Consider the following 26,779-nt stretch of genomic DNA (forward strand, 5'->3'; position numbering starts at 1 on the left):
CAGCCGGACCGGGCCGCCGCACCGTGCCGCATCCGCCGACCCTCCGTGACCGCCGGGCCGCCCGGCGGCCGGGCGGCGCCGCCCGACCGGGCGGGCCTCCGTTCAGTCCCGCCGGATCGTGATCGTCGTCCAGGCGCCCACATGTACCCGGTCGCCGTCCTGGAGCGGGACCGGAACGAAGGGCTGGATGGGCTCCTCGCCGCCGTTGACGGTCGTCCCGTTCGTCGAGTTCTGGTCGACGACCGCCCAGCCGCCGTCGGGCTGCTGGACCAGGACCGCGTGCTGGTGGGAGACGCCCGGGTCCTCCGGCGGCACCGACAGGTCGATGTCCGGGGTGTCGCCCGTCGAATGCCTGCGGCGGCCGATGGTCAGCTGGTCCCCGGTGAGCCGGCGCTGCTGCTCGGGCGAGTAGGCGGGCAGGTTCAGCCCCGCGGCCTCCGGCCCCGAGCGCTGCATCATCGCCATGAAGTACTCGCGGTCCGGACCGATCGTCGCGCTCCAGGACACCGGCTGCCGCTGGTAGCCGGGGCCGGGCGGGGCCTGGGTGGCGCCCGGCTGCGGGTAGCCGTAGCCGCCCCCGCCGGGGCCGTTCGGGCCGCCCGGTCCGGGGCCGTCCTGGCCGCCGGGCGCGCCGGCCGTGGGCGGGGAGATCACCCAGTCGTCGTCCCCGCCGCCGAAGGCGGGGCCGCCGGACCGCGGGCCGCCCTGCTGGGGCGGCCGGCCCTGGGTGAAGGGCGCGGCGGGCTGCTGGGTGTACGCCTGCTGCGGAGCGCCGCCGGGGCCGCCGCGCCCCGGACCGCCCTGCCCCTGTCCGCCGCCGGGTCCGTCGGGGTACGCCGGGCGGGCCGGGTCCGTGCCGAAGGCCGGATCGCCGCCGAAGCCCGAGGGGCCGTCGTACCGGTGGCCGGAAGGACCCTGCGGGATGGGCTCGGCCGGCCGGTTCATCTGCGAGGGGCGCGAACTCTGGTAGTCGAACGGGTCGTGCCCGGGGCCGCCGGGGCCCGGGCCGCCCGGCCCCTGCTGCTGGAAGCGCGGCGGGCCGCCCTGACCACCGGGGCCGCCGAACGGCGGGGCGCCGCCGGGACCGCCCGGGGCGGAGCCGGAGGGGCGCGGTGCCGCCGGGGTGTAGGACGTCGCGGTGTTGGTCAGGTAGTTCCACCGGCATTCCTCGCAGAACGGCGCGGCGCCCTCCCGGGGCGTGCGGCACTGCGGGCAGAGTTCCGGTTCGCCGTCCGGCACCGCGGACGGGTGCGGGCGGCCCGCACCCTGCTGCGGCGAGGCGGGCGGCGGGTAGCCGTATCCGGCGCCGGGCGGCGGCGGGGGCAGCGGGGGCACGGCACCGGCCATGCGGTGACCGCAGACCTCGCACCAGTCGTCGGAACCCGACTGGTGTCCGTTCGGGCAGGTCGGCATGTCGGCGCTTCCCCCTCTCCTCTTCCGGCCGTTGTGACCGGGTGTCTCCGGTTCCCCGCGGGAACCGGGCTCGCTACTTCTTTACACGAACCGTCTTGGTGGACCGGGTCTCGAGGGTCATCTCGTCGGCCTCCTCGACCCGGGCCTTCAATCGCACAGTACCCGTCGCCGCGTCGACCACGTCCACCACCTTCGCAAGCAGTTTCGCAGTATCGGCGTTGCCGGAGGCGCCGGCGAGCTGGACGGCCCGCCCGAGCTTGGCCGTCGCCCCGTCGACATCTCCCGCTTTGCGCAGATCCAGGCCCTGTTGGATGACCTGTGCCAGTTCGGCCTGCCCCGTGTAGTGCGCGACCTGCGGGTTGATGGAGGTCGAGGCGGCCGTGTCGTCGGTCCAGACGGCCCGGACGAGACCCTGCGCACCCAGGTTCTGCACCCCGCCGTCGGCCTGCGGGATCACCAGCGAGACCCGGGCGGCGAGCATCTCCCGGCCGATGCCCGCGGCCGGGACCCGGACGCAGACGTGGTAGTCGCGGGACTCGTCGCCCCACGAGCCGGTCGGGTAGTCGCCCGCGCGGGGGCCCGCCTCGGTGCGGCGGCCGGTCAGCTCCTCCACCGCGGGTGCCACCTGCTTGACGAAGGCGATCTCGGTGTCGACCGGCGTCCACAGCCGGAGCGCCACGTCGGCGACTTCCTTGCCCATCACCGTCTCCATCATGTGCGTGAAGTCGGCGGCCAGCGCGGCCGGGTCGGCGACGATGTCGGAGGTGCCGAGCAGCGCCGAGGCGATCCCCGTGACCTCCTTGACCTCCCAGTCGGTGCCCACGCCCCGTGCGTCGCAGGTGTAGCGCCCGGCGCAGGAGTCGAGGGCCGCCCGCAGGGCCTCGGGGGACTCGTGCTCGTTGCGCCCGTCGGTCAGCAGGATGCCGTGCCGGATCGTCACGTCCGCCGAGGACAGCAACCGGTCGGCGAGCCGCAGCCAGGTGCCGATCGCCGTGCCGCCGCCGGCGCTCAGCTTGCGCAGGGCCTGCCTGGCCTCACCGCGGGTGGCCGCGTCCGCCACCGCGAGCCGGCCGCCCCCGGGGTAGACCTCCGCGGCGACGTGCGTGCCGGCCACCACGGCGAAGCGGACGCCGTCGCGCAGCGTGTCGATCGCGGCGGCCGTCGCGTCACGGGCGTTGCGCATCTTGGTCGGCGGGTAGTCCATCGAGCCCGAGCAGTCGACCATCACCACCACCGCGGCGTCCGGGCCCTGTCCGGCGGTGTAGAGGTGCGGTGCGGCGACCGCGCCGCCGATGGTGCCGCCGCCGGTGGCGCTCACCGTGACGATGGCGTTCACCTCGCGCCCGCCCTCGGGCAGGTACGCGTTCTGGTAGACGTCGACCGAGAACCGCGGCACGCTCGACTTCGAGAAATTGGCCATGCCCACTCCGCCCCCTGGAGCCCCCGCCGGCGGCGGGGGCCGTGCACCGTGCGGACCGATCCCCTTCGGTCCTCGGCCGTCCCCGTGTCCTACGCGGCCTCAGGCCGATCCTGCCCCCTGCGCGGGGGCGGGGAACGGCAGAACCGCCACTGTTACGTTGTCGTGGCCCCCGCCGTCGAGGGCGTGGCCGACCAGGACCCGCGCGCTGTGCAGCGGCCGTTCGGCGGCGTCGGCCGGCACGATCGCGGCCAGCTCCGCGGCCGTCTCGGCGTAGTTCCACAGTCCGTCGGTGCACACGATCACCACGCCGGGCCGGTCGGGCTTGAACGACGCGGTGTGCGGCTCCAGTTCGTAGGCGTCGGCGCCGAGCCAGCCGGTGATCGCGTGGGCGCGCTCGTCGGCGTACGCCTGGGTCTCGTCCATCAGGCCGGCGGCGACCATCTGGGCGGCCCACGAGTCGTCCTCGGTGAGCCGGGCGGGCATCGAGGTGCGGTCGGCGGGCACCCAGTAGGCGCGGCTGTCGCCGATCCAGCCGACGATGAGCAGGGCCGGGGTGACGACGGCGCCCACGATGGTGCAGGCGGGCGCGTTCACGTGCGGGGCGTGGTCGCCCTGGTCGGTGGAGGGGTCGGCGAGCGCGTTGACGGCTTCCGAGGCCGCGACGATCGCCTCGTGCAGGGCCGTCTGCGGGTGGGTGCCCAGCGGCAGGGCAGCCATCAGGGACTCGCTCGCCGCGCGGGACGCCGCGAGGGACGCCTCGTCGGGGCGGGTCGCCGAGGAGACGCCGTCGCAGACGATCGCGACGACGGCCGGCGAGCCGTCCGGCAGCGCGGTGGAGGAGACCGCGAAGGCGTCCTCGTTGCGGTGGTGGCGCAGCCCGCGGTCGGTGACCGCGGCGACCGCCCCCAACTCCTGTTCCATGTGGTCCCGTTCCCGTGGCTGCGCGTGACCGCAGTTCTCGCAGTATCCGTCGGTGTCGACCTGCCCCGATCGGCACGCCACACACGTCTTTCCGGCGGACGGCGGTGCCGGGAGGTCGGCGGTGCGGGGGTCTGCCGCGGTTCCCGGCGCCGGGGCTGCGGTGGCCGCGGGGCCGGCCGCGCGGTCGCCGGCGGACGGCGGGGCGAGCGGGTAGGCGTCGGGCTCGGGGGGACGGTCGAAGCGCACGCCGGCGGGCCGCCCCGCCGTGCCGTCCGCGCGGGGCGCGGCCGGCACGCCGTCCGGCTGCTCCGGGTGCGGGAGTTCGGAACCGCCGGAGTCGGTACCCCGGATGTCGGCCGCGGCGTGCACCGGTGCCGGCACGTCGGAGCTGTCGGTCTCCGGAGCCGCGGGCCAGTCCACCGGGGGCGCCGCGGGCGGGCCCGAGGCGGCACCGTCGACGGCGGCGGCCGGCTCGTCCCGCGGTGGTGCCGGCACCGCCGACAGGTCGTGGCCGCACGCGCCGCAGAAACGGTCACCCGCCTCCAGCGGCTCCGCGCAACTGGGGCACCGCGACAGGGCCGTCGGCTGGGGCATCTGGGACATCAATCACACCCACGTCCGGGGGCGGTAACGGTTGGCACGTTCCACCAGGTCGATCCTCTCCTCGCCGTCCCGCGCGAGCCGGGCCAGCGTCCGGTACGAACGTTCGAGGCCGAAACGCAGGCCACGTTCGTCCAACGCGCTGCCGAGCAGCACGGTTCCGCCTCCGCCGGCCGGAGCGGAACCCCGGCCACCGGAGAGTACCCAGTCCAGGGCGCACCCGAGGACCTCCGTCGACAACCGCTCGCGCCGCACGGCGTCGAGCCCGAACCCGTCGAGCGCCTCCACCTGTCCGGCGGCGGCCGTCAGCTCGTCCAGGAACGGCGGCGCGGCGGCCTCCTCGACCGGCCTGCGCCGCAGCCGTGCCCGCACCGCGGCGACCCGCGCCGCCGTGTAGTGGATCGACGACTCGGGCACGGACTCCAGGGTGCGGACGGCGGCGGGGCGGTCCCCGGCGGCGAGCCGCACCCGGGCGAGGCCGAACGCGGCGCTCACGTGGCCGGGGTCCGTGGTCCACACCAGCCGGTAGTACTCGGCGGCGTTGTCCGGCTGGCCGAGCACCTCGGCGCACAGACCGAGGGCCAGCTTCGGAGCGGGTTCGCCGGGGAAGGCGTCGTACACCGCGTCGAAGGACAGCGCCGCGATCTCGTGCGCGCCCGTCGCGAGCGCCGTGACACCGCGGTACCAGACCACCCGCCAGTCGTCCGGGTGCTCCGCCTCCAGCGCCTCCACCGCGTCCCGCGCCGCCGCCAGTTCCCCCATCTCCAGGCGGGCCCGCAGCTCGCCCAGCCGCAGCTCCGGGGAGTCGGCCGGGGCCGCGCGCAGCGCCGCGATCAGCTCCGCGGGCGCCGACGCCACGAGCCCGGCGAGGAAACCGGCGTTCGGGTCGCCGGGGTCCACGCGCGGGGCGGGCAGCGCGAGCGCCGCCGCGGCGGCGGGCACGGGAAGCACGAGCGCCGCGCCGTCCGGCGGCCCGGCCGCGCCGGTCGACGCCGCGGCCCCGCGCCCGCGGACGGGCACCGGCCGGGCCCCGAGCCGTGACACCTCCCCGGTCTCCGTCCCGAACAGCTGCGTGTCGGTGACCTTCGTCTCCGGACCGAACAGCGTGGACAGCGCGGGCCGTGCCCGCCCCGTCTGGAGGGACACCACCTCGCGCAGCACGCCCGTCAGCTGCTCGGCCATCTCCTGCGCCGACGCGAACCGGCGCGCGGGGTCCGGGTCGGTGGCGCGGACGAGGAGCCGGTAGAACGACTCGTACCGGCGGAAGACCTCGATGTGCCCGGGGTCGGGCAGGGAGTCCGCGAAGACGTTCGTGTAGCCCTGGAAGTCGAAGGTGAGGACCGCGAGGGTCCGGGCGACCGTGTAGAGGTCGGAGGCGACCGAGGGGCCCACCTCGGCGACCTCGGGAGCCTGGTAGCCCACCGTGCCGTAGATCGCCGACTCCTCGTCGTCCATCCGGCGCACCGCGCCCATGTCGATGAGTTTGAGCTGGTCCTCGGTCTGGATGGCGTTGTCGACCTTGAAGTCGCAGTACAGCAGGTTGCGGCTGTGCAGGTGGCCGAGGGCCTCCAGGGCCTCGATGCCGTACGCGCAGGCCTGCTCCACGGGCAGCGGGTCGCGCCTGCCCTCCGGTGTCCGCAGGGCGTTGGCGATCTCCTTCAGCGACTTGCCGCCGACGTACTCCATGACGATGTACCCGTCCAGCGAACCCGTCCGCTGGTCGAGGTGCTCCACGAAGTTGTAGATCCGCACGATGTTGGCGTGCTCGATCTCCGCGAGGAACCGCCGCTCGGAGATCGCCGCGGCCATCGCGTCCTGGTCGCCGGTGTCGAGCAGCCCCTTGAGGACCACCCAGCGGTCGGACACGGCACGGTCGACGGCGAGGTACACCCAGCCGAGCCCGCCGTGCGCGAGCGGGCCCGCCACCTCGTACTGGCCGTGCACGACGTCACCGGACCGCAGCTTCGGCACGAACGAGTACGGGTGGCCGCACTTGGTGCAGAAACCCTCCGTGCGGCCGGGCCGGTCGCCGCGCGCCCGCCCCACCGGGGCCCCGCAGTCGGAGCGCGAGCAGAACCGCTTCCGCTCGGGGACCTCCGGGTCGTCCAGAACCATCTCGCGCGGGTCGGGCCGCGGCACGCCCGGCACCTCGACGAGCCCCGCGCCGAGCCGTCCCCGGCCGGAGGAGGCCGCGGTGGAGCCCGAACTGCGCACCGACACCGAACGGCCCGTCGAACCGCCCGACAGCGCGTGCGACAGCCGTCCGGACACCGACCGCCGCGACCGCGAGGAACGCGACGACGTCCGCGTGCCGGCCCGCGCACCGGCGCCCGCGCTCCCGGCGGAGCCGCGCGAACCGTCCGCGGCGCTCCCGGCGGAACCCGGGGAGCCGCCCTCGCCCGCCGTCACGCCGGTCGCGGGCGACCCCACCGTCCCCGTCGCGGACACCACCGGGGCGAGCCCGCAGGTGTCGCAGTACAGTTCGCCGCCGCCCATGTCCTCGTACGCGCCCGCACAACCGGGCCGCTGACATGCGCGCCCTCCCGCAGCGTGCTCACTCACGCCGCACCCCCTCTCCGCCTCACGCGTCGGGCCCCCCGCGCTCCGCCCGGTCGCGCGGCCCGCCCTGCTCCGGCACCGCCGGGCCGAGCACCTCCGCGGCGGCCCGCTGATAGCGCAGCACCGCCTCCTCCGCGACCCGGAGGTCGCACGGGGCGCTCCACAGCATGCGCCGCGCCGCGTCGTAGCGCTCGACGAGGAACGGGTCCTCGGCGAAGCCGAGCCGGGCGACCTTCGCCTTGTACGCGTCGAGCCGGCCCCGCAGCTCCGCCCGGACCGCGAGCGGCGCCGTGACGGCCGTCAACGACTCCCGCGCACGCAGCAGTTCGTCCTCGGCCTTCTCCTCCAGCGCCTCCAGCAGGGGGGACAGGCGGTGCCACTGCGCGTGCCTGCGGTACTCCGCCGCCCTCGCGAGCTGTTCCTGCAGCGCGGTCGGCGGACCGGACACGGCCGGCACCTCCGAGGCGGCGATCTTGGCGAGCACCTCACCGCGGGCGCTGCGGGCCTCGGCGAGCGTGCGGTCCGCCCGGCCGAGCACGTCCCGCAGCTTCACCAGCCGCGCCTCCGCGTCCTGCCGGACGGTGAGGACCGCGTCGATCTCCCGGCGCACATCCTCCAGCGCGCGCGCCTCCCGGTCGTAGGCGGTCGTGTCGGGCCGGCCGCCGCCCGGGGCCGAACTCCCCTGCGCGGGAGCCCAGAAGGCCAGCGGATCGGAGACGACCCGATCGCGCAGGGCCGTCAGCGTCCGGGTGATCCGCTCCAGGTCGTCGCCCGAGGGGTGCTCGCCGGGGCGGACGCCCACCGAGTGGGCGAGCCGCCGGGTGCGCTGGAGCTCCGCGGCCAGTAAGTCGATCCGGGCGGGCAGCGCCGACCACACGGCGTCCGCGCTGACCACGAGGTCGAGCGAGGAGGCGTACAGCTCGTTCATCCGGTCCACCAGCGCCGTCAGCGTGAAGCGCTCGCTGAGCTTCCCGGTGCCGGCCTGGGTCGGCGCGTTCGCCGCGGCGGTGGCGGAACCGGCGACGGTGACCCCCGGACCGCGCAGCAGCTCGGTCAGCTCGACCAGGTCCTCGCGGCTGGACCAGCGGCGCCGCGAGCGGATCTCGCGAGCGGAGCGCAGCGCGCCCGAGTACGCGTCGAAGTAGGCCCACAGCAGGGTGATCGAGGCGTCCGCGGCCGTCCAGCGCTCCTTGGTGGTGCCGGTCAGTTCGGCGCCTTCGAGGAGCCGGCGGCCGGCGTGGTCCTGGAGGGCGAGCAGCGAGGTCTCGATCGCCTCGTGCTCCGCGCCGAGGCGCGCCAGCGCACGGTCCGCCTCGTCCCGGTCCATCACCGGCCCGGGGGGTCCCGTGACGCCCATCGATCACCTCTCGCTTCCTGTCCGTCCGTCGCGCGCCGGCCGCGCGCCCGGCCGACTCTCCAGTGGTATCAGGTCGGTCGCCCGTACCGGGCGGTGGGCGGATCCTCCGAGGGGGAGTCCGGCCCGAGGGTCGCGGCGAGCCACCGGTCGTAGGAGCGCCGCCAGCCGTCCTCGCGGTAGTCCGCCAGGACCCGGTTGACCCGGCGTACCAGGTCCTCGGAGCCGCGCTGCATCGCCACGCCGTAGTACTCGGTGGTGAAGGTGTCGCCCTTCAGCTCGACCGTGGGGTCCTGGGCCGCCTGGCTCGCGGCGAGGGCGCCGTCGGTCACCACCGCGTCCACCTCGCCCAGTTGGAGCCGCACCAGGCAGTCCAGCTGGTTCGGCACGGTCGTGACGGACACCGAGGGGGCCGGCCGGCCCTCCCGCCGGTCCGCCGCCAGCCGGTCGTGGGCCGTGGACCCCGCCGCCGCGCAGACCCGCTTCCCCGCGAGGGTCTTGTCGTATCCCCTGATCGTGGACCCGGCGGGGGCGAGGACCTGCTGGCCGGTCCTGAAGTAGGGCGCGGAGAAGGCCACCTGCCGCAGCCGGTCGCACGTGATCGTCATGGTCCGCACCACCATGTCGACGGTGCCGTTGCGCAGGGCGGGGATGCGCTGGTCGGTGGGGATGGCGCGGAACTGGACGGCGTCCGGGTCGCCGAGGATGTCCCGGGCGATCGCGTGCACCAGGTCGATGTCGAACCCCTCCAGGTCGCTCCCGGCCCGGGGGTTGTTGGGGTCGCGGTAGCCCCAGTGGTAGCTGTTCTGGTCGACGCCGACGATCAGCCGCCGGTCTGGGCGCGCCTTGATGGCGTCGATGGAGGGGCCGTCGGCGCCCGACGGGGCGAGGCTCTCGTCCTGCGGGTCGGTGCACTTCTCCGCCCTGGCCTGGGCGCCCCGCGCCGTGCCCCGGCCGCCGAGGCCGGTCTGCCCGCGCGGGTCGCTCAGCGGGAGCAGCAGCGCGAGGACGAGGGCGGCCGCGCAGGCGGCGGCCATCGCGCCCACCCCGCCCCAGCCGCGGAGGCTCGCCCTCAGGCGCCGTGCGATCATCGCCGCTCCTCCTCCGGTCACCGGTACTCCGAAAGTCTGCGTCCGACACCGAGCAGCGCGCCCGCCGCCGCCAGCACCGCGAGCACCGCCGCGCCGGCCGGCAGCCCGGTGAGGGCCCCCAGGCCGTCGCCCGCGGCCCGCCGGAACTCCGCCTGCTCGTGCGTGAGGGCGAGCGTGAGGTTGGTGTCGACCCCGTCGAAGCAGGCACGCGTCGGCTTCTTGTCCGCGGAGCCGATCACCTTGTCGAGCGCGTCCTGGTAGCGGCCGTCCTGGTCGGCCCGGCGGGCGGCGGCGTGCCGCCGCTTCCACTCCTCCATGTTCGACGTCGCGGTCCGCACCGGCCGCTCGCCCGCCGCGTCGTCGGCGAGACCCGCCGCCACGGCCAGGCCCTTGGTGAGCGACCCCATCTCCGTGTCGAACTCGCTGTCGTACAGGTCGACGACCTGGCCGTCGGCGTTCTTCGTGGTCTCCGCGCCGCGGCTGACCAGCGTGAGGTTCTCGTTGCCGCGCGCCTTCAGGGACGCGATCTGCGCGTCGTGCAGCACGTTCAGGGAGCGGACCCCGTGGTCGTAGGAGGCGTCGAGTCCGGCGCGGGCGACGCTGTGCCCGACCGTGAGCCACAGCAGGACGACGGCGGTCGCGGCGGTCGCGGCGGCCATGCCCTGGTTCAGCACCCGGTTGGTCCGGCGGTAGTTGCGCCGCTGCGCCCACCCGAGGGCGCCGAGCGCGACGAGGCCGAGGGCGATCGCGGCCCACGGGTAGGGCGTGGCGTCGGCGTAGTCGGCGCCCAGCCGCTGGTTCTCACGGGTGTAGAGCAGCTGGGCCTTCGGCAGCATCCGGTTCTGCATCGTGTCGTTGGCGTACCGCAGATAGGCGCCGCCCAGCGGGTAGCCCTGCCGGTTGTTGGCGCGGGCACGCTCGATCAGGCCCTTGTACTCGGGCAGCAGTTCGTTCAGCTGGGAGATGGTGACGGCCGCGGGGGAGCCGGGCTCGGAGCTGTTGGCCGCGGTGATCAGCTTCGCCGCCGCCGTGCGGATGTCCCGCTCGTAGCGGTCGCGGGTCTCCCCGGTCTCCTGGCCGCCCGCCAGGAAGCCGCTGGCCGCCGCGGTGTTGGCGTCCGCGAGCGAGCGGTAGATGTCGGCGGCGCTCGCGCTCAGCGGCTGGCTGCGGTGCAGCACGTTGTCCGCGGCGTCCGATCGCTGCGTCATCTGCACGGCGGTCACCGCCCCGAACGCGACCACCAGCACGGCGAGGAAGGCGCCGATGGCGCGCAGCCGCCCCGGTTCCGTCGTCGCGGCGGCCCGCAGCCGGTCGACGCCCTCCGACCACGCCGTGCGGCGCGGTGGCGCGGCCGGACCGCCGCCCGTCGCCGGCCGCGGTCCCGGGGCGGGGCCCGACGGGCCGCGCGGCGCGGGAGGCACGGACCGCGGCGGCACGGCGGGCATCGTCGGCGCGCCCCGCCCCGGCGGCGCCGCGCTGCCCTTCGGCGGCTGTGTCACGTGACCTCCCCCATGGTCATCCGTCCGGTCACGCCCCCGCGGACCCGGCCCGCGGGACCGTGCGGCGCGGGCGCCCGGCGGCAAGTATCGCCGCCGGGACCGCTATCCGCACAGGGCTTGCCTGGATCTTGTTCGGATCGGGGCGCGGCACGCACCGGCCCGCGCCGCCCCCCTCTCATGAACACGTGGTGCGGTGCGCTTCGGTTCCCCGGCCGGAGCACCCCGGCGCCGGATCGCCGGCCGGGTCAGTCCGCCGCGTAGAAGGAGCGCACGCGCGCCTGGACCTCCTCCCCGGCTCCCGCGCGGTCCAGCCCGAGCAGCGCGGCACCGAGCACGGGCGGGGCGGACACCACCCGGGCGACCGCCTTCGGGGCGCGGGCGGCCAGGAGCGTGCCGATCCTCTCGTCGAGTTGCGGGTGACGTGCCGCCAGGACGCTGCCGCCGAGCAGGACGGGCGTCTCCTCCGCGAGCAGGTCGAGGCGGGTCAGCGCGACCGTGGCCAGGGCGACGACCTCTTCCGCGAGCCGGTCGACGAGCGCGCGGGCCACCGGATCGCCGTCCACCGCGGTGGCGAACAGGACGGGCGTCAGCTCGTGCCGCCGGGCGAGGCCGATGTGCTCCAGGTGGAGCGCCTCGATCAGCGCGTACATGGAGTCCAGGCCGAAGTGCGCGGGCAGGGTGCGGGACAGGGCGGTGGGCCCGCCCCGGCCGTCCTCGGCCCGTGCGGCGTGCCACAGCGCCTCCTCCGCCAGACCCCAGCCGCCGCCCCAGTCACCGGAGATGCGGCCGATGGCGGGGAAGCGCGCGGTGCGGCCGTCGGGGCGCATGCCGACGCAGTTGATGCCGGCGCCGCACACGACGGCGACGCCCCGCGGCTCGGCTATCCCCGCGCGCAGTACCGCGAACGTGTCGTTGCGGACCGCCACGTCCGCGCCCCACCCGCGGGCTCGCAGCGCCGCCGCCAGCCGCTCCTCCTCCACCGGCAGATCGGCGTTGGCGAGACAGGCCGAAACCTGCTCGACACCGGTGACGCCGGCCTCGGCGAACGCCCGCCGCACGGCGTCGGCGAGCACGTCGACGGCGGGCTCGACGCCGACCACCGGGGGCCGGAAGCCGCCGCCGCGCGCGCCGCCGGCCACCCGGCCGTCCGCGGCGACGACGGCGACGTCGGTCTTGCTGTTCCCCGCGTCGATGGCCAGGACGAGTCCGGTGGGGCCGGGCCCGGCGGCCGTCCCGGCCCCGGTCGCCGTCGAGGTCATGCCCACGCGAGGTGCTCCCGGTTGTGCGCGATCAGCTGGTCGGTCAGGGCGTCGGCGTAGGCGTACTGGCCGACCAGGGGGTGGGCGAGCAGGGCTCGGAAGACCCGGTCGCGGCCGCCGCGCAGGGCGGCCTCCAGCGCGAGGTCCTCGTACGCCGTGACGTTCGCCATCAGGCCCGCGTACAGCGGGTCCACGGCCGGCACCGCGAGCGGCGTCGGACCCGTGGCACCGATCGCGGCCTGCACCTCGATCACCGCGTCGTCCGGGAGGAACGGCAGGGTTCCCCGGTTGTACGTGTTCACCACCTGGTAGGGGCTGCCGCCCCCGCCGAGCAGCGACGCGGCGAGGTCGACGGCGGCCTCGGAGTAGAAGGCGCCGCCGCGGCGGGCCAGCAGTTCCGGCTTCTCGTCGAGCGCCGGATCGCCGTACATCTCCAGCAACTCACGCTCCATCGCCGCCACTTCGGCGGCACGGGAGGGCTTGGTGCGCAGCTCCTCGACGACGGCGTCGTGCGCGTAGAAGTAGCGCAGGTAGTACGAGGGGACCACACCCAGGCGGTCGACGAGGCTGCGCGGCAGCCGGAGGTCGTCGGCGACGGAGTCCCCGTGCTCGGCAAGCAGCTTGGGCAGGACGTTCTCGCCCTCGGGGCCGCCGAGGCGCACCCCGGTCTCCCAGGTGAGGTGGTTGAGCCCCACGTGGTCGAGGTGCACGTCGGCGGGGGAGACACCGAGCAGGCCGGCGAACTTCCGCTGGAAGCCGATCGCCACGTTGCACAGACCGACCGTCTTGTGGCCCGCCTGGAGCAGGGCGCGCGTCACGATGCCGACCGGGTTGGTGAAGTCGATGATCCACGCGTCGGGGTTGGTGCGGCGGACCCGCTCGGCGATGTCCAGCACCACCGGAACGGTCCGCAGCGCCTTGGCCAGGCCGCCCGCGCCCGTCGTCTCCTGCCCGACGCAGCCGCACTCCAGCGGCCAGGTCTCGTCCTGTTGGCGGGCCGCCTGGCCGCCGACGCGCAGTTGCAGGAGCACCGCGTCGGCGCCCTCCACGCCCGCGTCGAGGTCCAAGGTCGTGACGATCCGGCCGGGGTGGCCCTGTTTGGCGAAGATGCGCCGTGCCAGACCGCCCACCAGCTCCAGACGCTCGGCCGCCGGATCCACCAGGACCAGCTCCTCGACCGGCAGCGTGTCCCGCAACCGGGCGAAGCCGTCGATGAGTTCGGGGGTGTAGGTCGACCCTCCGCCGACCACGGTGAGTTTCATGGTTAACCCTTCACTCCGGTGAGCGTGACGCCCTCGACGAACGCCTTCTGTGCGAAGAAGAACACGAGGATCACGGGGGCCATGACCAGAACGGTCGCGGCCATGGTGAGATTCCAGTCGGTGTGGTGCGCGCCCTTGAACGACTCCAGGCCGTAGGACAGGGTCCAGGCGCTCTGGTTCTCGGAGGCGTAGATCTGCGGGCCGAAGTAGTCGTTCCAGGCGTAGAAGAACTGGAACAGCGCGACGGCCGCGATGCCGGGCTTGGCCATCGGCAGGACGACCCGCAGCAGGGTGCGCAGGTCCCCGCAGCCGTCGACCTTGGCGGCGTCCAGGTACTCGTTCGGGATGGTCATCAGGAACTGGCGCAGCAGGAAGATGGAGAACGCGTCGCCGAACGCCATCGGGATGATCAGCGGCCACAGCGTCCCGGACAGGTCGAGCTGCTTGGCCCAGAACAGGTACATCGGGATGATCACGACCTGCGGCGGCAGCATCATCATCGAGATGACCAGCATCAGGGACAGGTTCCGGCCGCGGAAGCGGAACTTGGCGAGCGCGTAGGCGACCGGGACCGACGAGACGACGGTCAGGACGGTGCCGAAGCCCGCGTACAGCAGGGTGTTCTTCCACCAGGTGAGGAAGCCCGGGGTGTCGAAGACCTTCTTGTAGTTGCCCCATTCCCAGGTGTGCGGGATGAGGTCGCGGCTGAGTGCCTGGCTGTCGCTCATCAGCGAGGTCAGGAACACGAACACGAAGGGCAGGACGAAGAAGAGGGCGGCGGCGAGACCGAGCGAGTGCACGGCCACCCACTCCAGGAGCGCCTTGCGCCGGGCGGTGCGTTCGGCGGGGGAGACGGCCTTCGCCGACTCCACCGGCTTGTCGAGTACGTGGGTCATCGGTCAGTCACCTGCCTGGATGAGACCGCCCCGGCGCCGCATCAGGAACGCGGTGAACACCATGGACAGGGCGAACAGCACGAGCGCGACCACACAGGCGGAGCCGTAGTCGAAGCGCTGGAAGCCGAGGTTGTAGACGAGCTGGGGCAGGGTGAGCGTCGACTTGTCGGGATAGCCGGGCTCGAACTGCGTGCCGGCGCCCTGGATGACGCCCGAGGCGACCTTCCCGGCGATGAGCGGCTGTGTGTAGTACTGCATGGTCTGGATCACACCGGTGACCACGGCGAACATCACGATGGGCGAGATGTTCGGCAGGGTGACGTACCGGAAGCGCTGCCAGGCGGAGGCTCCGTCCAGCTCGGCGGCCTCGTACTGCTCGGTCGGCACGTCGAGCAGCGCGGCCATGAAGATGACCATCAGGTCGCCGATGCCCCACAGGGCGAGCAGGGTGAGGGCCGGCTTGGACCAGGACGGGTCGTTGAACCAGCCGGGAGCCGGTACACCGACCTTCTCCAGGAGCGAGTTGACCGGTCCGGTGCCGGGGTTGAGGAGGAAGGCGAAGGCCATGGTGGCCGCCACCGGAGGGGCGAGGTAGGGCAGGTAGAACAGGGTGCGGAAGACCCCCGTGCCCGTCTTGATCTTCGTGATCAGCAGGCCCACGCCGAGTCCGAACAGGACCCGCAGGGTGACCATCACGAGGACCAGCCACAGCGTGTTGCGCAACGCGGGCCAGAACAGCGGGTAGTTCTCGAAGACGTAGGTCCAGTTCTTCGTCCCGGCCCAGGTCGGCGGCTTGAAGCCGTCGTAGTGCATGAAGGAGAAGTAGACGGTGGACAGGAGCGGGTAGGCGAAGAAGACCGCGAACCCGATCAGCCAGGGCGACATGAAGGCGAGAGTGCGAAGCGCCGCCCTGCGGCGCTTCGAAGCCAGCGTGACAGTGCTCATCGTGTGGCTACTTCGCCTGCGCGATGTCCGTGTCGATCTGCCGGGCGGTGGACGCGAGGCCCGCCTTCAGATCCTTCGTCTTCCCGCTCTCGTAGTCGTATCCGAACTGCTGCAGCGTCACGAGGTAGGTGCCGCCGTTGATGGACGCCGGCGTGGTCGTCGAGTTCGGGTTCGACGCGATGTCCAGGAACGTCTTGAACCGCGGGTCGTACTTCAGCTTCGGCGACTTGAGGGCGGCGAGCGTCGAGGGCACGTTGTGGATGGCGTTGGCGAAGCCGACCACCGCGTCCGTGTCCGTGGTCATGTACTTGATCAGTTCCCAGGCCGCGTTCTGCTTCTTGCTGGTCGCCGCGATACCCGCGATCGTGCCGGTGATGTAGCCCTTGCCGTACTGGTCCGCCTGGTCGTCCGGGACGGGCAGCGGGGCGACGCCGATCTCGAAGCCGGGCTTCGTCTCCTCGGCCATGCCGAGCCGCCACTCGCCGTCGAGCTGCATGGCGACCTGACCGGTGTGGAAGGGGTGCTTGGGGCCCCACTCGTCACCGAGCTTGGAGCGGTAGGTCTCCAGCTTCTTGAAGCCGCCGAGCTCGTCGACCAGCTTCTTCTGGAGGGTGAAACCGGCGGTGAAGGCGGGGTCCTTGGCGACGTTCGACTTGCCGCTGCTGTCGAAGTACGTCGGCGAGAACTGCCCGAAGTAGTGCTCGGTCGTGGACTCCCAGCCGTGGTAGTTCGGCATGAAGCCGAGCTGCGCGTAGGAGTCGCCCTTGGTGACGGTGAGCTTCTTGGCGTCCTTCTCGAACTCCGACCAGGTCTTCGGCGGCGCGGAGATCCCGGCCTTCGCGAAGGCGGTCTTGTTGTAGTAGAGGCCGTAGGCGTCGCCGAGCAGCGGCACCGTGCAGCGGTCGCCGTCGAACTGGGTGTACTCGTTCATGGCCCGGGGGAAGGTCGCCTCCGGGTCGACGCCCGCCTTCTCGAACAGCGGGTTGAGGTCGACCAGCGCGCCCGAGGAGCAGAATCTGCCCACGTTGTTGGTGGTGAACGAGGAGATCACGTCGGGTGCCTTGGCCCCGCCGGTCCGCAGCGCCTGGTTGATCTTGTCGTCCGTCATGTCGGCGACGACGTTCACGTGGATGTTGGGGTGCGCCTTCTCGAAGCCGGCGACCAGTGCCTTCACGGCCTTGACCTCGCCCGGCGCGCTCCAGGCGTGCCAGAAGTTGATGGTCTGCTCCTTGGACGCGTCGTCGCTCGCGCCCGCGTCGGACTGGCCGGTACACGCGGTGGCGAGGAGGGCTATCGAGGCGGAGGCGGCGAGCGCGACAGCCGCCTTTCGGGACATTCCGGGCATGACGAGGTCTCCCTGCGAAGGACGGGGCGGAAACGGGACGACGTGCGGATCGGCGGGGCGGGGCGGAGCGAGGCGCGGACGCCGGGGCCGGATGGGTGCCGGTGGGGGTGGCGGGGGTCAGCGGGAGGTGTCGAAGACCTCGTCGCGGGTGGCTGCCAGGGCGCTCTCCAGGGCGCCGCGCAGGACGGGTTGGTCGCGGACGTCGCCGACCACGAGGTGCGGCCGGGCGGCGGCCAGCTCCGCCAGCTCGGCCTGGACCAGGGCGCGCAGCGGTTCGCCGCCCGCGGTGAGCGAGGAGCCGCTGAGCACGACCAGTTCGGGGTCCAGTACGGAGACCAGGGAGGCCAGGCCGGTGGCGAGCCCGGTCGCGTAGGTCTCCAGGAGTCGCCGGTAGGGGCCGTCCCCCACGGCCGCGGCCCGCTCCACGGCGGTGGCAGCGACCTCGGTGTACGGGCCCGCGGGCAGGTCCTCGATGCCCAGGTCGCGGGCCAGTTTCGGGATCGCCTGGGAGCCGGCCAGCTCCTGGTAGCCGCCGCTGCCCGCCCGGGTCACCTGGCGGACCAGGGGCGCTCCGGGCACCGGCAGGAAGCCGACCTCGCCCGCGCCGCCGGTCCAGCCGCGGTGCAGCCGGCCGCCGAGGACGAGCGCGGCGCCGAGACCGTCCTCGTTCCAGAGCAGGACGAAGTCCTCGTGCCCGCGGGCGACGCCGAGCCGCTGCTCGGCGATGGCGACGAGGTTGACGTCGTTCTCGTACTCGACGGGCATCGGCAGGGCGGCGGCCAGGTCGTCGAGCAGCGTCGGGGCGTGCCACCCGGGCAGGTGCGAGGCGTACCGCAGCCGGCCGGTGCCGGGGTCGAACGCGCCGGGGGTGCCGATGACCAGGCGGCGGACGTCGTCCCGGGTGAGCCCGGCGGCCTTCACCGCGCCGTCGAGGGCGTCGGTGACCTGGCGCACCACGGGCTGCGCCGGCCGGCGGCCCGGGGTGGGCAGCTCGAAGGAGCCGACCGTCCGTCCGGTGATGTCGGCGACCGCGGCGAGGATGCGTTCGGGGGTGACGTCCAGGCCCGCCGCGTGGCCGGCGCCCGGGTTGACCGCGTACAGCTGGGCGCTGGGGCCCGGCCGGCCCTCGCTGGTGCCGGTGGCCAGCACCAGGCCCGCCGCCTCCAGCCGGGCGAGGAGTTGCGAGGCGGTCGGCTTGGACAGGCCCGTGAGCTTGCCGATCCGGGTCCGGGAGAGGGGGCCGTGCGCGAGCAGCAGGTCGAGTGCGGCCCGGTCGTTCATGGCGCGCAGGACGCGCGGGGTGCCCGGCGTGCCGGCGGTTCCTGCCATGTCTGTCGCCACCTGCCCTTCTCGGCCAGCTTTTCAGGGGCGACCGCGGGAAGTCCACCCCGCCCACCACTGTTAGGAAAGTTTCCTATCGCCGTGGGAGGAAAGTAGGCCGCAGGCGGGCGGGGCGTCAAGGGAATGCGCCCGCGCGGCAACCGACTCGTTACCCGCGCCGTCCCGCCGCCCGGAACGGGGAGCGGGATCGCGCGGGGTGGCGCGGCGGAGAAGTGCGGCGCGGGGCGCGGGCACGAGGGAGGGGGCGTGCGTGCGTCGGCGGGCCCCGGCGGGTGGACGTGAAGCGGCGGCGCCCGCCGGGTGACCGGGCGCCGCCGTGCCGCCCGAGGGTGGGAGAGCCGTACTACGGGGCCGTACTACTTGGTGGTGCTCGGCGGGACTACTTGGTGGTGCTCGGTGGGGCGGGGGCCGGAACGATCGGCGCCGCCGCGAGGGACTGCGGGGAGGTGGGGTTGGCGTGGGCCGAGGGGGCCGCCACGCCCGCCGAGGGGTCGGCCGCCTCCTCCTCCGCCTCGACCGCCGGCCCTCCGACGATCCGGATGTCCGCCTCGTCGAAGGCCCGCTTGATGCGCCAGCGCAGTTCGCGCTCGACGGACGCGGCCTTGCCCGGCATGGTCTTGGCCGAGACGCGGACCACCATGGAGTCCAGGAGCACGCTGTCCAGGCCGAGGATCTCGATCGGGCCCCACAGGCGCTCGTTCCAGGGCTCCTCCTTGCCCACCGTCTCGGCGACGTCGTGCAGGACGGACTGGACGTGGTCCAGGTCCTCGCTCGCGCGGACGGTGACGTCGACGTTCGCCGTCGCCCAGCCCTGCGAGAGGTTGCCGATGCGCTTGACCTCGCCGTTGCGGACGTACCAGATCGCGCCGTTCTCGCCGCGCAGCTTCGTCACCCGCAGCCCCACCTCGACGACCTCGCCGGAGGCGACACCCGCGTCGATCGTGTCGCCCACGCCGTACTGGTCCTCCAGGATCATGAAGACGCCGGAGAGGAAGTCCGTGACCAGGTTCCGGGCGCCGAAACCGATCGCCACGCCGGCCACACCGGCCGACGCGAGCAGCGGCGCCAGATTGATCTCGAAGGTGCCGAGGATCATCAGCGCGGCGGTGCCCATGATCAGGAACGAGGCGACCGACCGCAGCACCGAGCCGATCGCCTGGGAGCGCTGGCGGCGGCGCTCGACGTTCACCAGCAGGCCCCCGAGAGCCGTGCCCTCCATGGTCTGGCCGGTGCGGCCCATCCGGTCGATGAGCTTGGTGATCGCCCGCCGCACGACCGCTCTGAGGACCACGGCTATGACCAGGATGAGCAGCACGCGCAGACCGATCGCCAGCCAGGTCGACCAGTTCTCCTCGACCCAGCTGGCGGCGTTCGTCGCGCCTTCCTGGGCGTCCTGGAGCGTGGGAGCGATCCGCTCGGTCGTCGTCGGCGACGGCGAGGGCGTCGAATCGGCGGCCGGGGCCGAAAGGACGGTCAGGGACACGGCAGGTACCTCCACGGTGTGCGGTCCGCCCGGGGCCGGGGACGTACGCGGCGCCTTTCGGGCAGACTCACCACACTAACGGGGCATCGTGGGCGGATCGTTGTCTTCCCGGCGGGAGAGACGGTGCTCACCTGGGGATGTACGGGGTGTGGTCGAAAACACTCCCAGCCCGTTACCGGGACATGGTGGCGCTTCCACCAGGCATGAGGAGAGACTGGCTACAGATCGTCCCGGCGCGAGCCACGCGCCGCCGGCGTACAAGGAGGCATCCGTGCCGCACGTCCTGGTTCTCAACGCGTCGTACGAGCCGCTCGGCGTCGTACCGCTCCGCCGCGCGCTCGTCCTCGTCCTGGAGAACAAAGCCGTCTCCCTCGAGGAATCCGGCGCCTTCCTGCACAGCGCGACCGTTACTGTCCCCGCACCCAGCGTGGTCCGGCTGAAGAGGTTCGTGCGGGTCCCCTACCGGGGGCCCGTCCCGCTGACCAGGCGGGCGCTGTTCGCCCGCGACGGCGGCCGGTGCATGTACTGCGGTGGCGTCGCAACCAGCGTCGACCACGTCATCCCGCGCTCCCGCGGGGGTCAGCACGCCTGGGACAACGTGGTGGCGTCCTGCCGCCGCTGCAACCACACCAAGGCCGACCGCCACCTGGTGGAGATCGGCTGGCGCCTGCGCCACAAACCCGCCCCGCCGACGGGACTCGCCTGGCGCATCATCGGAACCGGGCACAGGGACCCGCGCTGGTTGCCCTACCTGCAGCCCTACGGCGCGGACGACGCGATGGCCCGGATCGACGGCATTTCAGCCTGACGATCCGGGCTTTTGCGTCGCCGGCGGCACCTGCGGCACGCCGCGCGCCCTGCCCGCCGGACGGCCCCGGTGCCGTCCGGCGGGCAGGGCGCGGGCGCGTACCCGCCGGCCCGGTGGGCGCGGCCGGGGCCGCGGCCTTCGCCGGCCGCGCCGCCGCCTCGCCCTACGGCCGCCGCAGCTCCGCGGGTCGCATCGAGCGGCGCAGCAGGGGCAGGGACGTGGCCGCGGCCAGCAGGCAGGCCGCGTAGACGGCGAGGGGGACGACGAGCGGGAGCACCGGGACCGTGGCGGCTGAGGTGAGCCGCCCGTACCACAGCGCGACGCCGAAGCCGCCGGCGCCGGCGACGGCCAGCCCCGGCGCGAGGGGCAGCGCCGTCTCCAGGAGCAGCGCGCGGCCGAGCACGGCCTGCGGGACACCCGCCGCGACCTGCGCCGCGAGGCCGTGCCGGCGCGTGGCCACCGACTCGGCCGTTCCCACGGCGAGACCCGACAACGTGAGGGCGAGGCCGAGCGCGACGGCCGCGCCGGTGAGGCCGATCCCGGCGCTGGCCGTCCCCCGAGCACCCGGCGGAGGTCACTCCGCGACCGCGTACACCCCCGCCGACCAGAGCGAGTAGCCGTAGCGGGTGGCCCGCTTGATGCCCTGGACGCGGACGAAAAGGGTGTCCCGCTCGTCGAAGCGGACCTCCTCCCGGCCGCCCCGGGCGTCGCTGACGGTGGCCGCCGTGCGCCACACCCGGCCGTCCGCGGAGACCTGCACCCGGTACGCCGAGGGGTGCGCGTCCTGCCAGTGCAGGGTGAGCCGGCCGACGCGGGCCGGTTCGGCCAGGCGCACCTGCCACCAGGCTCCGTCGTCGACGGGGGAGGACCAGCGGGTCTCCGGATCGCCGTCGTTGGCCGCCGAGGCCGGGAAGTCCGGGGTCTCGTCGCCGGACGAGGAGGCCGTGCCGGTGCGTGCCAGGTCGGGGCCCGCCGTCCGGGGGAAGGCGCGGACGGTCAGGGTGCGGGTGGCGGAGCCGAAGGCGACCGGCACCTCGTAGGTGCCCGCCGGGGTGCCCGGCGCCACCGTGACCTCGACCGGCGTGTCGACGACCGCGCCGCGCGGGAGGGTCGGGGAACCGCGCGGCACCTCGACCCGGATGCCCTCGGGAGCCTTCGCGGTCAGCTCGCCGCGCACGTCGGAGGGGCGCAGCGAGGTGACCCGGGCCGTCACCCGCACGCTGCCGCCGATCTCCGCGTCGGCCGTCGAGCGGTTCAACTCCAGCTCGGCCGCGGGGGAGTCGGCGAACCACGGCACCACGTGGCGGACCTGGTCGCGGGCGGGTCCGCCGACCCGGACGGCGTCCGCGCGCACGTCCGGCGTGTGGATCTCCGTCGCGCCCCCCGCCGCCAGCTCTCCGAGGCGCCGCCAGCCCTCGCCGGGCACGTGCGCCTCGACGGACCCCGCGACGCCGGGTTCGGTGAGCACGCTCACGGCGGTCAGCGTCCGGGGGTGCGGGAGCGTCAGGACGCGGGGGTCGGCTTCCTCGCCCGCCCCGCCGTCCTGCTTCCCGGGGTCGCCGCCCGGCGCTTCGGTCCGGTCCCCTCCGGTGTCCTCCCGGCTCCCGCCGCCCGCCGGGCCGCTCCCGTCCGGTTCCGCAAGGCCGGGCCCCGCCCCGTCGTCCGCTCCGGCCGACGTGTCGTTGCCGAGGCCGGCCCACCGCTCGTACGCGGTGCGGGCCCGGGTCAGGAACGGGTCCAGCACGCCCTTGCCGACCGTCACCCCGCTCGCCGCCAGTTCGGCGCGCAGCCGCCCCAGGGTGCGGTACGCCGTCCACGCGGCCGTGGCGTCGCCCCGCCGCTGCGCGGCGGACAGGTCCACGGCCGTCTCGCCGGCCTGCCCGTAGCGGGCCAACTGCTCCGTCCAGGGCTCCACCTCGGCGGCGACCGGGCGTCCGGCGAGCCGCCCGGGGGTCTCGCGCATCACCGTGAACGCCGCCCGCAGCCGCTCGGCCGCCTTGTCGTTCGCGGCCCGGTCCGTGGTCGCGCGCGCCTGCCAGAACGCCGCGACGAGCGGACGCAGGTACGCCGACTCCTCACCCCCGAGCACCGAGGACGCCTCGTTGCCGGCCAGCGCGCCGAGCGCGCCGGCCCGCCGGGCGTCCCCGTCCGCGAGGTCCTCGATCGCCGCCTTCCAGGACTCCTGGGGGCGGTAGGCGCGCGGGTTCCACGCGTAGTCGGCGGCGGTGAACAGCGGGATGCGGGACGCCTCGGCCTGGGGCATCGCGTTCGCCAGCAGCGCCGCCGAGCCCGTCGCCACCGCCGGCTCGCGGCCCTGGTAGGGACCGAGGAACACGCGGTCCTGCGCGTAGTCGTTGACGGGGTAGTTGTCCATCGTGACGAGCCGGTGGTCGCCGAACACCTCGCGGGTGCGGGCCAGTTCGCCGCCGGTGATGGTCTTCGGCACCACGCCGACGCCCGTCCAGGCGATCTCGACGCCCTCGTCCAGCGCGTCCGCCAGCCGGCGCCGGTAGTCCGTCGAGCCGTCCTCGTAGTACTCCGTCGGCATCAGGGACAGGGCCGCCACGTCCGGGTGGCGCGCGGCCAGGTGCCGTGCCACCGCGTTCGCCACCCGGGCCTGGGCCCGGGCCGCCGCCTCGGGGCCGGAGCCGAAGGCGTCCGCGTCCGCCCCGCAGTGCCACTCGCTGTAACTGACGTCCTGGAACTGCAGCTGGAACGCCCGGAACCCGAGCGCCCACATGGCGTCGAGCTTGCGGGTGAGGGCCTTGACGTCGGCGTCCGAGGAGAAGCACATCGCCTGCCCGGGGGCCACGGTCCAGGTCAGCGTCACGTGGTTGCGCCGCCCCCGCTCCGCCAGGTCCCGGAAGTGGGCGCGCTGCCCGGCCGGGTACGGCTCGCGCCAGCGCGCCTGCCGGTAGAGGTCGTCGCCGGGGGCGTAGACGTACCGGTTCTGCTTGGTCCGCCCCATGAAGTCGAGCTGGGCCAGGCGCTGCTCGCCGGTCCACGGGCTGCCGTAGAAGCCCTCGGTCGTGCCGCGCACGGCGGTGCCGGGCCAGTCCCGGATCACCGCCCCGGCGATCGTGCCGTCCGCGCGCACCAGCTGGCGGAGCGTCTGCACCGCGTGGAAGAGGCCGTCCTCCCCGACCCCGGCGAGCGCGAGCGTGGCGCGCCCGCCGGCCCGGCCCACGGCCAGCCGGTAGCCGCCGGTGGGCAGATCGGCCCGGGGGGCCGCGCCGAGCGCGGCGAGCGACCGCTCCAGGGCGCTCGTTCCGGCGCCCGCGGCCGAGCCCGCGCCCCAGCGGCCGGTGTGCGCCGCCTCGGTGCCCACCCGCACCACCAGGGCGTGCGCGGGCAGGTCGTCCCCCTCGCGCGCCGTGTCGATCCTGCGCGCGCCCGCCTCCCGCAGTACCGAGCGCAACGCCTCGACGGCGTACGGGTCGAGCGTGCCGTCCGGGGAGCCGGAGGAGGCCGAGGCCGGCGGGGAGGACGGAGCGGGCCGGACGGGGGTGACCCCGGGTGCGTACGGGGCGAACGGGGTGCCGGGGGTGTACGGCTCCGCGGCCGTCGCGGTGGCCGGGGCGCCCGTGGGTCCGGTGACCAGGACCACGTCCTCGGGGACCGCGACCGGTGCCCCGGTGGCGCGCATCGACTGCGGGCGGGGCCACACGGAGGGCGCCGTGCCGCCGACGGGGTCGCCATCGTCCGTCGAGGCCGCGAGGCCCGGACCGTCGGGCGCCGCGACGGCTACGGGAGCCGTGCCGAGCGCGCTCGCGACCACGGCGAACGCCAGCGCGGTCGCCCCCTTGCCCCGCCGGAGTCGCACGGTGCCCCCTCGTAGCTCGCCGCCCGGCCGCCGCGCCGGAGTGGCGACGAGCCCACCATCCGGGTGGTGAGGGTGTCAACGAGAGTGGCCGAAGTGTCAGGATTGACCCAGCCTGTAAGGGTGGCCGGAGACGCCGGGCGGCCCCGGAGTGTGACCAGGGCCACGTTGCCTGCCCGAGGACGTCTGCCGTCGCGTCCTGTGGGTAGGGCTTGCGGGTGACCACCCGGGCGACCCGTCCGGCACGCCGTGCCGGCGACCGCCGGACCGTCCCGGGACACCGTACGACTCGACCAAGGAGGCCCCCGTGGCCGCATCGGCTCACCTGCTCCTGTCCGCCCTGTCCAAACCTGACACCGAGCCGTCCTTTCCGGGCCAGCGCGGCGGACGCGCGTCCACCGAGCCCGAGGGCGCCGGACTCTTCCTGCTCAGCGCGGAGGGCGCCGGCACCGAGCTGCCGCTGACCAGCGAGCCGCCGCTGCCCGACGCGGAGCCGCTGACCAGCGAGCCGCCGCTGGCCGACGCCGCGCACCTGACGAGCGAACCGATCTCCACCGGCGTCGCGTCGGGGTTCTAGGTGGCAGCCAGTGGGCCCGCCGAGCCGCGGCGGACGCCATCGGAACCGGCCCCGCGGACCGCGCTGGCGCGGCTCGCCGAACTGCACGGCGTCGCCCCCGCCTACAGCCCCTCCCCGGACCGCACGGTCGCCGCCCCGGACACCGCGCTCGTCGCGATCCTGGCCGCCCTCGGCGTCGACGCGAGCACCCCGGACGCCGTCACCGCCGCCCTCGCCCGCCACGCCGCGGACGCGGCACGGCGGCTGCTGCCGCCGACCCTGGTCGGCTGGGGCGACCGCGCCCCCGCCGGACTGGACGCGCTGCCCGCGGGCACCGTGCTGCGTGTCACCACCGAGCAGGGCGAGACGCGCGCCTCCGCCGAGGGCCTGCCCCCCGGCGTCCACGTGCTGCACGCCACCGCCCCCGACGGCCGCACCGGCGAGGCCCACCTCGTCGTCGCCCCCACCCGGCTGCCCGCGCCGCCCGGACGCACCTGGGGCCTGCTCGTCCAGCTGTACTCGCTGCTCTCCCACCGCTCCTGGGGCATGGGCGACCTGGGGGACCTCGCCGAGCTGACCGCCTGGGCGGGGCGCGCGCTCGGCGCCGGGTTCGTGCAGGTCAACCCGTTGCACGCGGCCGTGCCCGGCGATCCCACCGACCCCTCCCCGTACCGGCCCTCCTCCCGCCGCTTCCCCGACCCGGTGCACCTGCGCGTCGAGGACGTCCCCGAGTACCCCTACGCCGAGGACGGCGACCTGCTGCGCACGCTGCCGCAGCGGGCCGGGCGGCTGCGCGCGGCCGTGCTGCGCGAGGGCGCGCTGATCGACCGCGACGCCGTCTGGGAACTCAAGCGCGAGGCGCTGGAAGCACTGCGCTCGGTGCCGCTCGGCCCCGGCCGGCGGGCCGCCTACGCCGACTTCCTCGCCCAGGAGGGCCAGGCCCTGGAGGACCACGCCACCTGGTGCGCGCTCGCCGAGGTGCACGGCTCCGACTGGCACAAGTGGCCCGCCGGACTGCGCGACCCCCGGTCGCCGGAGACCGCCCGGGCGCGCGGCGAGCTGATGGACCGCGTCGACTTCTTCAGCCGGCTCGCCTGGCTCACCGACGCCCAGCTGGCCGCCGCCCAGCGCTCCGCCCGCGACGCGGGCATGGCCGTCGGACTCGTCCACGACCTCGCCGTCGGGGTCCACCCGGACGGCGCCGACGCCTGGGCCCAGCAGGACTGCTTCGCGGCCGGCATGTCCGTCGGGGCGCCGCCGGACGCCTTCAACGCGCGCGGCCAGGACTGGGGGCTGCCGCCCTGGCGGCCCGACCGGCTCGCCGCGTCCGGCTATGCCCCCTACCGCCGCCTGCTGCGGGCCCTGCTGCGGCACGCGGGCGCCCTGCGCATCGACCACGTCATGGGCCTGTTCCGGCTCTGGTGGGTTCCCGAGGGCCGGCCGCCCACCGAGGGCTCCTACGTCCGCTACGACGCCGAGGCCATGCTCGCCGTCCTCGTCCTGGAGGCGTCGCGGGCCGGGGCCCTGGTCATCGGCGAGGACCTCGGCACCGTCGAGCCCGGCGTGCGCGAGAGGCTCCGGGAGCGGGGCGTGCTCGGCACGTCCGTCCTGTTCTTCGAACGGGACTGGGAGGGCGACGGGCAGCCGCTGCCCCCCGAGGGCTGGCGCGCCGACTGCCTGGCCACCGCCACCACCCACGACCTGCCGTCCACGGCCGCCCGGCTCACCGGCGACCACGTCGAACTCCGCGCCTCCCTGGGCCTGCTGCTCGGCACCCTCGACGAGGAGCGGGCCGCCGCGGCGGCCGACACCCGGGAGTGGCTCGCCGTGCTGTCCCGGCTCGGCCTGCTGCACGGCACCACCGGCGGCAGCCCAGCGTCTGCGGAGGAGGCCGAGATCCAGGCCGTGCACCGCTTCCTGCTGCGCACGCCGGCCCGCATGGTCGGCGTCTGGCTGCCGGACACCGTCGGCGACCGGCGCCCGCAGAACCTGCCGGGAACCTGGGACCAGTACCCCAACTGGCGGCTGCCGATCGCCGACGCCGAGGGCCGTCCGGTGACGCTGGAGGACCTCGCCGCGTCCCCCCGGCTGCACGCCCTCCTCGGCGTCCTCCGGGCGGAGAGCGCCGCGCCGCGGGCCGCGGGGGGCGCCTCGGGCGGCGGGGCCGGGCCGGGACCGGGCGGAGGTCCCTGACCTTCGTACGGCAC

The 26,779-nt window shown here is 74.8% G+C and carries 18 protein-coding genes and 1 pseudogene; 3 read left to right on the forward strand and 16 right to left on the reverse strand.

All coding sequences use genetic code 11. From position 1 onward, the window contains the following. Nucleotides 1-102 precede the first annotated feature (102 nt). From ACGFS9_RS07860 to ACGFS9_RS07925, 14 genes are all read right to left on the reverse strand, one after another. Nucleotides 103-1,413, reverse strand: coding sequence for an FHA domain-containing protein (locus ACGFS9_RS07860; protein WP_393251463.1), 1,311 nt, complete (start codon nucleotides 1,411-1,413; stop codon nucleotides 103-105). A gap of 73 nt (nucleotides 1,414-1,486) precedes the next feature. Beyond that, a complete protein-coding gene (locus ACGFS9_RS07865) occupies nucleotides 1,487-2,833 on the reverse strand; it encodes a VWA domain-containing protein (protein WP_393251464.1) in 1,347 nt (448 codons plus the stop codon). 99 nt (nucleotides 2,834-2,932) lie between these two features. After that, entirely contained in the window at nucleotides 2,933-4,360 is a 1,428-nt protein-coding gene (locus tag ACGFS9_RS07870; RefSeq protein WP_393251465.1) for a PP2C family serine/threonine-protein phosphatase, read from the reverse strand. Further along, on the reverse strand, nucleotides 4,361-6,850 hold the full coding sequence (locus tag ACGFS9_RS07875) for a tetratricopeptide repeat protein (protein ID WP_393251647.1): 2,490 nt from the start codon (nucleotides 6,848-6,850) through the stop codon (nucleotides 4,361-4,363). An 85-nt stretch (nucleotides 6,851-6,935) separates the two neighbouring features. After that, a complete protein-coding gene (locus tag ACGFS9_RS07880) occupies nucleotides 6,936-8,270 on the reverse strand; it encodes a hypothetical protein (protein ID WP_393251466.1) in 1,335 nt (444 codons plus the stop codon). Nucleotides 8,271-8,338: 68 nt separating this feature from the next. Next, nucleotides 8,339-9,358 (reverse strand): glutamate ABC transporter substrate-binding protein, encoded by a 1,020-nt coding sequence (locus ACGFS9_RS07885; protein ID WP_393251467.1) that lies wholly within the window; start codon nucleotides 9,356-9,358, stop codon nucleotides 8,339-8,341. A 17-nt stretch (nucleotides 9,359-9,375) separates the two neighbouring features. Continuing rightward, nucleotides 9,376-10,857: a hypothetical protein gene (locus tag ACGFS9_RS07890; RefSeq protein ID WP_393251468.1), complete on the reverse strand. Its 1,482-nt coding sequence runs from the start codon at nucleotides 10,855-10,857 to the stop codon at nucleotides 9,376-9,378. Between the two features lie 245 nt (nucleotides 10,858-11,102). Continuing rightward, nucleotides 11,103-12,116 (reverse strand): N-acetylglucosamine kinase, encoded by a 1,014-nt coding sequence (locus ACGFS9_RS07895; protein WP_393251469.1) that lies wholly within the window; start codon nucleotides 12,114-12,116, stop codon nucleotides 11,103-11,105. Then, nucleotides 12,113-13,378 (reverse strand): 6-phospho-beta-glucosidase, encoded by a 1,266-nt coding sequence (locus ACGFS9_RS07900; RefSeq protein ID WP_393251470.1) that lies wholly within the window; start codon nucleotides 13,376-13,378, stop codon nucleotides 12,113-12,115. The genes ACGFS9_RS07895 and ACGFS9_RS07900 overlap by 4 nt, the downstream gene beginning before the upstream one ends. A gap of 2 nt (nucleotides 13,379-13,380) precedes the next feature. Further along, nucleotides 13,381-14,274 (reverse strand): carbohydrate ABC transporter permease, encoded by an 894-nt coding sequence (locus tag ACGFS9_RS07905; RefSeq protein ID WP_393251471.1) that lies wholly within the window; start codon nucleotides 14,272-14,274, stop codon nucleotides 13,381-13,383. Nucleotides 14,275-14,277: 3 nt separating this feature from the next. Next, a complete protein-coding gene (locus ACGFS9_RS07910; RefSeq protein ID WP_393251472.1) occupies nucleotides 14,278-15,219 on the reverse strand; it encodes a carbohydrate ABC transporter permease in 942 nt (313 codons plus the stop codon). A 7-nt stretch (nucleotides 15,220-15,226) separates the two neighbouring features. Then, nucleotides 15,227-16,564, reverse strand: a complete 1,338-nt coding sequence (locus tag ACGFS9_RS07915; protein ID WP_393251473.1) for an ABC transporter substrate-binding protein — start codon at nucleotides 16,562-16,564, stop codon at nucleotides 15,227-15,229. 117 nt (nucleotides 16,565-16,681) lie between these two features. Continuing rightward, complete coding sequence (locus ACGFS9_RS07920) at nucleotides 16,682-17,893, reverse strand: ROK family protein (RefSeq protein ID WP_393251474.1); 1,212 nt, start codon at nucleotides 17,891-17,893, stop codon at nucleotides 16,682-16,684. Between the two features lie 391 nt (nucleotides 17,894-18,284). Further along, nucleotides 18,285-19,388: a mechanosensitive ion channel family protein gene (locus ACGFS9_RS07925; protein ID WP_393251475.1), complete on the reverse strand. Its 1,104-nt coding sequence runs from the start codon at nucleotides 19,386-19,388 to the stop codon at nucleotides 18,285-18,287. Nucleotides 19,389-19,659: 271 nt separating this feature from the next. Here ACGFS9_RS07925 and ACGFS9_RS07930 point away from each other — a divergent pair, with 271 nt between their 5' ends. Then, the gene (locus ACGFS9_RS07930; protein WP_362969766.1) at nucleotides 19,660-20,196 is read left to right on the forward strand and encodes an HNH endonuclease; all 537 of its coding nucleotides are present in this window, start codon (nucleotides 19,660-19,662) and stop codon (nucleotides 20,194-20,196) included. A 163-nt stretch (nucleotides 20,197-20,359) separates the two neighbouring features. Here the strand turns inward: ACGFS9_RS07930 and ACGFS9_RS07935 are convergent. Together ACGFS9_RS07935 and ACGFS9_RS07940 are read right to left on the reverse strand one after the other, a co-directional pair. After that, nucleotides 20,360-20,743: pseudogene (locus ACGFS9_RS07935) on the reverse strand (ABC transporter permease); the annotation flags it as partial. Nucleotides 20,744-20,770: 27 nt separating this feature from the next. Next, nucleotides 20,771-23,842 carry a beta-N-acetylglucosaminidase domain-containing protein gene (locus ACGFS9_RS07940; RefSeq protein ID WP_393251648.1) on the reverse strand — a complete coding sequence of 1,024 codons (3,072 nt, stop codon included), beginning with the start codon at nucleotides 23,840-23,842 and terminating at the stop codon, nucleotides 20,771-20,773. A 481-nt stretch (nucleotides 23,843-24,323) separates the two neighbouring features. On the opposite strand from ACGFS9_RS07940, the gene ACGFS9_RS07945 reads away from it, so the two are divergent. Both ACGFS9_RS07945 and malQ read left to right on the forward strand, forming a co-directional pair. After that, nucleotides 24,324-24,593 (forward strand): hypothetical protein, encoded by a 270-nt coding sequence (locus tag ACGFS9_RS07945; RefSeq protein ID WP_393251476.1) that lies wholly within the window; start codon nucleotides 24,324-24,326, stop codon nucleotides 24,591-24,593. Beyond that, nucleotides 24,594-26,765: a 4-alpha-glucanotransferase gene (gene malQ / locus ACGFS9_RS07950; RefSeq protein WP_393251477.1), complete on the forward strand. Its 2,172-nt coding sequence runs from the start codon at nucleotides 24,594-24,596 to the stop codon at nucleotides 26,763-26,765. It abuts the gene before it with no gap. The last annotated feature ends 14 nt before the right edge of the window (nucleotides 26,766-26,779 follow it).

The organism is Streptomyces sp. NPDC048566 (assembly GCF_043199735.1).
In the GTDB taxonomy this organism is placed as follows: Bacteria; Actinomycetota; Actinomycetes; order Streptomycetales; family Streptomycetaceae; genus Streptomyces.